The organism is Nonomuraea sp. 3N208 (genome assembly GCF_052245935.1).
Taxonomy (GTDB): Bacteria; Actinomycetota; Actinomycetes; order Streptosporangiales; family Streptosporangiaceae; genus Nonomuraea.
This window is the reverse complement of the sequence record NZ_JBQQBR010000044.1, coordinates 95,390-102,746: the sequence shown is the minus strand read 5'-3', so window position 1 is coordinate 102,746 and position 7,357 is coordinate 95,390. Positions and strand designations below refer to the sequence as shown.

General features: G+C 68.5%; 7 protein-coding genes. 3 read left to right on the top strand and 4 right to left on the bottom strand.

The annotated features are described in order from the left end of the window. Positions 1-159: 159 nt before the first annotated feature. A complete protein-coding gene (locus ACTWPT_RS47220) occupies positions 160-438 on the top strand; it encodes a hypothetical protein (protein WP_443184080.1) in 279 nt (92 codons plus the stop codon). Positions 439-571: 133 nt separating this feature from the next. Here ACTWPT_RS47220 and ACTWPT_RS47215 read toward each other — a convergent pair whose 3' ends face one another. Together ACTWPT_RS47215 and ACTWPT_RS47210 are read right to left on the bottom strand one after the other, a co-directional pair. Further along, positions 572-1,384: a glycoside hydrolase family 12 protein gene (locus ACTWPT_RS47215; protein WP_443184079.1), complete on the bottom strand. Its 813-nt coding sequence runs from the start codon at positions 1,382-1,384 to the stop codon at positions 572-574. A 172-nt stretch (positions 1,385-1,556) separates the two neighbouring features. Then, a complete protein-coding gene (locus ACTWPT_RS47210) occupies positions 1,557-2,282 on the bottom strand; it encodes an SMI1/KNR4 family protein (protein WP_443184078.1) in 726 nt (241 codons plus the stop codon). Between the two features lie 338 nt (positions 2,283-2,620). Here ACTWPT_RS47210 and ACTWPT_RS47205 point away from each other — a divergent pair, with 338 nt between their 5' ends. After that, the gene (locus ACTWPT_RS47205) at positions 2,621-3,787 is read left to right on the top strand and encodes an erythromycin esterase family protein (RefSeq protein WP_443184077.1); all 1,167 of its coding nucleotides are present in this window, start codon (positions 2,621-2,623) and stop codon (positions 3,785-3,787) included. Between the two features lie 192 nt (positions 3,788-3,979). Here the strand turns inward: ACTWPT_RS47205 and ACTWPT_RS47200 are convergent, their stop codons facing one another. Then, positions 3,980-4,774, bottom strand: coding sequence for a phytanoyl-CoA dioxygenase family protein (locus ACTWPT_RS47200; protein WP_443184076.1), 795 nt, complete (start codon positions 4,772-4,774; stop codon positions 3,980-3,982). Positions 4,775-4,876: 102 nt separating this feature from the next. Between ACTWPT_RS47200 and ACTWPT_RS47195 the strand changes: the two genes are divergently transcribed. Further along, positions 4,877-5,815, top strand: coding sequence for a helix-turn-helix domain-containing protein (locus ACTWPT_RS47195; protein WP_443184075.1), 939 nt, complete (start codon positions 4,877-4,879; stop codon positions 5,813-5,815). Positions 5,816-5,855: 40 nt separating this feature from the next. Here the strand turns inward: ACTWPT_RS47195 and ACTWPT_RS47190 are convergent, their stop codons facing one another. Then, complete coding sequence (locus ACTWPT_RS47190; RefSeq protein WP_443184074.1) at positions 5,856-6,977, bottom strand: DUF1835 domain-containing protein; 1,122 nt, start codon at positions 6,975-6,977, stop codon at positions 5,856-5,858. Positions 6,978-7,357 lie beyond the last annotated feature (380 nt).

Sequence of the window (7,357 nt, the reverse complement as noted above, 5' to 3'; positions counted from 1 at the left end):
TACGGTAAGCGGCACGGGTGTGCCTTCCCGACCGACGTTGGCGCGTCGGCCTTATCTCGAAACCACATCGGATGATCCGGGAAGGTACACCCCTTCCCGGCAGATCCACAGGTTTCGATCATTGCTCTCGGTCAGGCCGAGGGCCGCACTGCCCTGCAGGTGTTCGATACCCCGCCGGTGAACCTCCAGGTGAGCGAGTATCGGATGCTCAAGGTGAGCTGCCCTGGCTGCCGTCGGGTGGTTCAGGCCGCCACGCCGCCGGGGATGGCCGGGCCGTGCAGCTACGGCCCGAACTTCTCCCAGGCACTCGACGAGGTGATCGACTCGCGCGTGTGGGGCGGTGTTCACTTCCGTACCGCGGACGTGCAGGGCGCGCGACTCGGCAAGGAGGTTGCGCGGTGGGAGCCCGCCAACTACTTCAAGTCTGTCTCGCGTTGATCAGATGGCGGCGATGATCGGCCGTCGGGACCGCCGCCGTCCGCGGCGGTCCCCTGGCCCGCGGCGCCGGTGGACCGGACCCTTCACCCGTATCGACTTCCCGGGACGGTATATCTGTCCCCTCCAGCCGATATCAGCTCGCAGACACCGAGAAACTGTTGGTACGGAAGTCCATCCCGCCACTGGACGACGTGATCTCGTAGCCGAACTGGACGTCGCCGAGCGTCACGTCACCGAACCAGTTCCTGGACCGGAGCCAATTCAAGATCGCCTTGATGTCCACGGTCCCGGAGTTGACGTTGCCCTGCCGCACGAAGGAGAACACCTGGTTGGACCCGTTGGAGCCGCGATAGACGTCCCAGCTGTGGCCGCCCACCGAGGCGCTTGTCTGTCGCGACCCGATCGGGCCCACCGGGCCGTACTTGTTCATCCACAGCATGATCTCGTAGGTGTGGCCGTCGCACCAGATGTCGTACGCGCTCGTGTAGGCGCCGCCGTTCGGCACGGTGACGTTGAAGCTGCTGGTCACGCTGCCGAGAGCACTCAGCCGCCGGTTCACGTTCTTCGTGGCGTTGGGGTAGGACTTGACGCCACCGGTGTTGGGGTGGTTCGCCCAGACGCCCCAGTTACTGCTCGAATTAGCCCAGATCGTCTGTGGGCCGGCACCGCTGCCCCAGATGTTGTTGTACAGGGTGTAGCCGCCGTTGGTCCATGTGCCCCACTGGTCCGACGACCACCAGACGGCGGCTTGGGCCGGCTGAGCGAGCACCCCGATGAGCGCGACGAGCATGGACGCCGAGACGACGAGGCGGAGCTTCCTGAGCATGGTCTCCCTTTCCGCTGTTGTCCGCCGATGGCGGGCACCACTTTGTCGAATCCGGTCATCGAAGCGCTTCGACGAAATTCCGACACGACCGAGACCGGTTTCAACGGGAAGTGGAGTCACCGTAAGTCCGCATCGGACCCGAGGAAACACCAGCGAGAAAGAAACCCTCACTGTCGCAGGTCAAGCGACGATCGGCAGCGGGATGGATGTGAAAGTTTCACACCGCCTGCCGGTCGCCGTGCCGGGGCCCCGGGTCGGATGTCGGAGCCTCGCGAGGCTTGAGTTCGCAAGCTCAGTAGGAGTAGTCCATCATCCAATCACCGGGCAGCTCGGTGCGGATCTGAGCGAGTGCTTCAGCGGTTCGGGCCCGGACCCAGATCCAGGTGCGCTGGTCATCCCGGATGATGAGGTCCGGGTCGGCAAACCAGCGAACGGCCGGAACCGCCGTCTGGGACGTCGGGTAGTCGGGCAGCGGCAGCCGCGTGAAGCGCTGAGCCAGCATGCTGGCTTCGCCCTCAGCGAGCGCCCGGTTGTCCCCGAGGTCTTCGGAGGAAAAGAGCGACTCCGACAACACGAGCTCCAGGCAGGCGTGCGAGAACCGGTCCAGCCAGCTATCCCAGCTCTCGGCGCCCTTGTCCGCCAGGTCCGTCCGGAGGACCACGGGAGGGTCGGGCTGGTCCAGCTCAGCGATCGGGATGCCCCAGAAGACAACAGCCTGGTTCTCGGCGCGGAACACCAGCGCTTGATCTTTGACTTCGAGATCCGCCGGGCTGAGCAGCACATCTTGGAGGCTGGTCAGGTCGGTGCGGCGTCCGAAGAGCTGGTAGGCCTCCCGCAGCGCTGCGGGAAGGCGCACGCCGAGTCGCGCCTCGGCGGCATCCAAGTCCGCTTCGGACCAGCCATCGCCGTCGGCCAGCGGAGACCTCCATGTCGCCGCGAACCCACGGATGAAGTTCCACGCTCCAGCTCGGTCAGCCATTGCCGCCGGGAAGTCGTGAATCACCTCGAAGGCCGTCATGGTCGGGAGGTTATCGCTGCCCGAGTCCGCAAGTCACTCCGGGCTGACCTCACCCCCACCTCGATTAGTTGTCTGCGTTTCTTCGACCTTCGCACCTACCACGAGCTCCACCGCGAGCACTGACGCACCCGACTCGATCACCACTTCAAGTGCGCGTTCAGAGAACGTGCAGCATGCCTTTCTCAAGACTGCCACCGCCAGCCCACTCGGCTTCGCCTACTTTCGGATCGAGGTCCACTGGCCTCATGGATGCATCACCGATTGAAGGTCCATCGCGGTGGAAGCAGGTACGCGGACGGAAAAGTTTACACCGGAAGTTAAACGATACCGTTAAGACTATGGATATCAAGGACACAGCCCGTCCGCTCGACGGGGCGGGCGTCTCGGCGTTCCTGCGGTCGCTTCCCGCCAAGCCCCTGCTGCTCGGCCTGGGCGAGGCCAGGCATTTCGTGGGGGAGCTGGGCGAGCTGCGCAACGAGATCTTCCGGCATCTGGTCGAGCACGAGGGCTACCGGTCGTTCGCCATCGAGAGCGACTGCCTCAGGGGCCTCGTGGTGGACGACTACGTCACGACGGGCGCGGGCACGCTCGATGACGTCATGGAGCGCGGCTTCAGCCACGGCTTCGGCACGTCGCCGGCCAACCGCGAGCTCGTGCGCTGGATGCGCGCGTACAACGAGGAGCATGACGAAAAGCTCCGGTTCTTCGGGTTCGACGGCCCGCTGGAGTATTGGGCCGAGAGCCCGCGCCAGGCGCTCACCGCCCTCTACGACCTCCTCGACGGCCCGCTCCCCTGCACCAGGGAAACCCTCGACGCGCTGCTCGGCCCGGACGACCGGTGGTTGAACGAGGCCACGGCCATGGATCCGTCCCAGTCGATCGGCCAGTCGGCCGAGGCCCAGCGGCTGCGGCTGCTCGCCGACGACCTGGTGGCACTGCTCGACACGCAGGCGCCGCGGCTGAGCGCGGAGGACAGGGAGCGGGCGGCACTGTACGGGCGCACCGCCACCGGCCTGCTCCGCTACCACTACTGGATGGCCGACGCGTCCCCGGGACGGTGGACGCGGCTGTCGGCCCTGCGGGACGCGATGATGGCAGCCAACCTGTGTGCCGTCGCCGAGCACGGCCCGGCCCTGGTCTTCTCCAGCAACCTCCACCTGCAGCGGAACAAGAGCTTGATGCCGTTCGGCGACCAGCTGCTGGAGTGGTGGAGCGCGGGAGCGATCACCGCGACGCACCTGGGCGACCGGTACGCCTTCCTGGCCTCAGCCCTTGGCACGGTCGGCGACAACACCCCGCCCCCGGACACCGTCGAGGGCATCCTGTCCACGCTCCCGTGGGACCGCTCTCTCATCGACGCCCGCCGCCTGGCCGGGGCCATCACGAAGCCCGCCCCGCGCATCTCCCCCGACTTCGCCTATTTCCCGCTGGACCCGGCCCAGCTCGACATGATCGACGGCATCGTCTTCCTCAAGCAGGCTGTCGAGCTGAAAAAGCTGGGTTGACAGCACATGGCTGTCGGTCTGGCCTGACCACCGGCTGGATGCCGCCGGCCCGAGCCCGGGCCGCTCCCGCTGCGCCGCGGCCACGTACGCCTCCGCACCTTCGGCGAAACCCGCCGCCGGGTCAGGCCAGCAGGCCCACCAGCGCTAATAGCGGGTCTGACGCCGCCACGCACGAGACCCGCTTGGCACCGGTCACCTAGCCCAGGGGCGGGGGAAGGCGTCGCCGTCCAACCGGTCGCCCACGGCGAGTCCGAGAGGATCGGTCACGATGTGTTCGCTCCCCCCGTAGGTGGTCGCCTCGTCCATATAGATGGTGACGTGCGCGAACCGGGCCTGGCCGGTGCGGTTGGGCAGCGCCATGTGGCCGGTGTAGCCGCTGTGGAAGGTGCAGTCGCCGGCCCGGAGCGGCACGGTGACCCGGGGGATCCAGCGCAGGGACGGGTCCATCGCGAACAGGTCTTCCTCGTGGTGGAGGTCCTGCGGACGCAGGCCGGTCCGATCCTGGGTGCCGGGCAGGAAGGTCATGCAGCCTCGCTCCGGCGGCACGTCGACCAGCGCGATCCATGCCGACAGCGGCAGCCGGTCGCCCGCATGCGGCCAGTACGGACGATCCTGGTGGAACTCCGTGGCGGCGTTGTTGTGCGGCTCCTTGACCAGCATCTGGTCGTGCCAGAGCCGCAACGGGAACCCGGCGAGCTGTTCGGCGATCCGCCCGAGCCGCGGGTCCAACGTGAGCTCCCGCAGCGTCCGGTCGCGTTGCCAGACGTTGACCAGCTGGCTGAAGACGCCGTGCTTCTCCAGACTCTCCGCGCGATGCGCCTCCAGGAACGCCTCGGCGGCGGCCCGGAAGCGCTCGACCTGACCCGGCTCGAGAACGCCCCGCACTCGGACGAAACCGTATTCACGGTACGCCGCCACAAGCTCCTCCGGCACCCGGCCGTCGGCGCCCATGTCGCTGCCGGACTGCCCGGCCGTCGTCATCGTCATCACTGACCTCCAAGGTTCTCGCGGCTGGGATACCAACCAGCGTCGACGAGACGCGCCGTCAAGGGCTAGGCCGATCCCGGCGAATAGTCGTACGATTCCGACATGCCTGCCACGCTGCACGAACACGCGCTGTTCGCCGGGAGCCCGGTCTTGGCAGGTGTCCACCACGTGGATCTCGACCTCGAGCCGCACGCGCACGACTTCCTCGAGATCGCCGTCATCGGAAGCGGTGACGGACGGCACGTGACCAGCCAGGGCGAGCACCCGCTGCGGCGCGGGCAGGTCATCGTGCTCCGCCCCGGCGCCTGGCACGGCTTCCTGGACTGCACTGACCTGACCGTCGCCAACTGCTGCCTGTCCGCCCATGCCCTGCGAGCCGAACTGGCGGCACTGTACGACATCCCGATGCTGCGCCGGACGCTGTGGACCGACCCGGTGGCATCCGGCACACACGGCGTGGCGGTCACGACCGTCGATCCGGCCGCCGCAGAGGAGGCCATCACGGAGATCAGCCTGCTCGAACGGGACCTCGGAGCCGACCAGGGCCGGCCGGGCCGCGTGCTGGGCCGACTGATCACCGTGCTCGGCATCCTGGCCGACGGCCGTGACCCCGAACGGGAGACGCCCGAGTCCGCCATCCACCCCGCTGTCGCCGCCACCATCGCCCGGCTCGAGGCAGCGCCTGCGGATCCGTGGCGGCTGGATGATCTCGCCCGGGCGGTCAACCTCGACCCCGCCTACCTCGGCCGGCTGTTCGGACGGTACGTCGGGCTGACGCCGCTGGGCTTCCTGGCCCGGCTGCGGGCCGAGCGCGCCGCCACGTTACTGGCACACTCGACCCTGCCGGCTGCCCGGGTCGGCGCCGCCGTCGGCTGGGACGACCCGACCTACTTCGCCCGCCGCTTCCGGACGCTGGTCGGACTGACACCCACCGAGTACCGGCGACGCAGCCGATCAACCGCCCATACGCAGCTCGGCACCCCGGCCGAGTCGACGGACGAGCGGCGCAGGTCGCGCTCCTTGCCGCCGTCGCCCACGTAGCAGATGGCGTCCACGATCCAGCGGCGGCAGCACTCTTCGATCAGTTGTTCACGGCGAGGTGGACGATGGTTTCGGTGCCGTCGTCCCAGCGCCACGGCACGTGGTGGCCCTGCAGATGCACGCCGCCGATCCATCGGTCGATGCCGTTGAGGGCGATCTGGTCGGCCTCGCCGGCCAGCACCCGTGCCCCGGTGTCGGTCAGGCTCACGCCCGTCGTCCGCTCGACGGGGCGGCCGGGCGGGTTGAGGCGGAGCAGCGGGTGCGGCCCCTCCGCCATCCGGTCCATCCGGCCGAAACACGTGGTGTCCCCCATGTACGGCCGCGTCTCCCGTGCCCCGGCCCGCACGAAGGCCGTCCCGGCGTCGGTTGCGCCATCGGCGACGGCGGCCAGCACCCGCCGCTCGGTCAGCGACAGGCCGTCCCGCGTCGCCGGATACTCCCGGCTGAGCCGGTCGAACGCCTCGCCCAGGAACCGCAGCTCGCCCAGCCGCGCGGCGGCGATGGTGCCCAGACCCTCCGGGGTGGGTGCGCGGAAGGCCGCCCACGCGCGGGTCGCCAGCTCGAGCGCCGCCGGGGTCAACCGCGCGCACGCGTTCGTGTGCGGCAGCTCCCGCAACTGCTCGGCGGTCAGCTCCCCGAGGCCGCCGAAGCGGGCGATGCCCGCGTGTTCGCCTATGCAGATCAAGGTGATGCGCTCGGCGGGAACGCCCAGATCGGCCAGGCGGGCGAGGATCTCAGCGATCTGCAGCTGGTCGTACAGGTCCGCCTCGAACCACAGCACGTATTCCCCGCCGCGGTTGACCTCCAGCGCCTGGTCCCGCTCGGTGAACTGGCGCGTCGCCTCGTCGCGTTCGGCGCTCTCGTAGCCGGTGAGGTAGTCGACCCTGATCCGGCGCAACTCGGTCGGCGCGACGTCGGGCACCGGTCCCTCGTGCAGGATGTCGCGCCAGTAGACCACGCGCCGTGCGAGCCCGGTGCCCGGCACGTCGGTGCTGTCGCCGTTGCTGATGTGGAGCGCGTCGGGCATCCAGTCGAGCGGGGAGTCGTCCGGCGTCGTGCCCGGGTGCTCAGCGAGGAGCCTGCTGCGGGCGGTCGCGTACGATTCGCCGGTCTTGGCCATCCGGGCGCGCACGCGCCGCTTGAAACCGGCCTGCTTGGTCATAATCGTCTCCCGCGTCCCGCCCGCGGATCCCCCAGCGATCGCTGCGGCGGGCGCACGATCGACGAATGACGCCCCGGCCGAGAGATGGGTCTCCCTTTGCCTCCGTCGGGTGACCCGGCTGGGGCGGGTCGCCGGAGGTTGGGCGCGGACGGTCGCCACCTCTCAAGGTACTCGGCGGCCGGTACGTCGCGCGATCCCTCCCGCCTAACTGACTCCTCAGCGCTTCTCGCCAAGCGTTTTGCGTAGATAATCTGCACACATCAATCTAGAATGGATGCGGGATATGGATTAGAGGGCACGTGATGCTGCTTAGGTTCAGAGGTGCGAACCATAGATCGTTTCGCGACGAGTTCGAGGTCTGGCTGGCGGCGAGCAAGTTC

What these genes read in the sequence shown, in the direction of transcription:
- ACTWPT_RS47205 (WP_443184077.1), top strand. Translation starts at nt 2,621, where the DNA reads ATGGATATCAAGGACACAGCCCGTCCGCTCGACGGGGCGGGCGTCTCG.
- ACTWPT_RS47210 (WP_443184078.1), bottom strand. Translation starts at nt 2,282, where the DNA reads ATGACGGCCTTCGAGGTGATTCACGACTTCCCGGCGGCAATGGCTGAC.
- ACTWPT_RS47195 (WP_443184075.1), top strand. Translation starts at nt 4,877, where the DNA reads ATGCCTGCCACGCTGCACGAACACGCGCTGTTCGCCGGGAGCCCGGTC.
- ACTWPT_RS47200 (WP_443184076.1), bottom strand. Translation starts at nt 4,774, where the DNA reads ATGACGATGACGACGGCCGGGCAGTCCGGCAGCGACATGGGCGCCGAC.
- ACTWPT_RS47190 (WP_443184074.1), bottom strand. Translation starts at nt 6,977, where the DNA reads ATGACCAAGCAGGCCGGTTTCAAGCGGCGCGTGCGCGCCCGGATGGCC.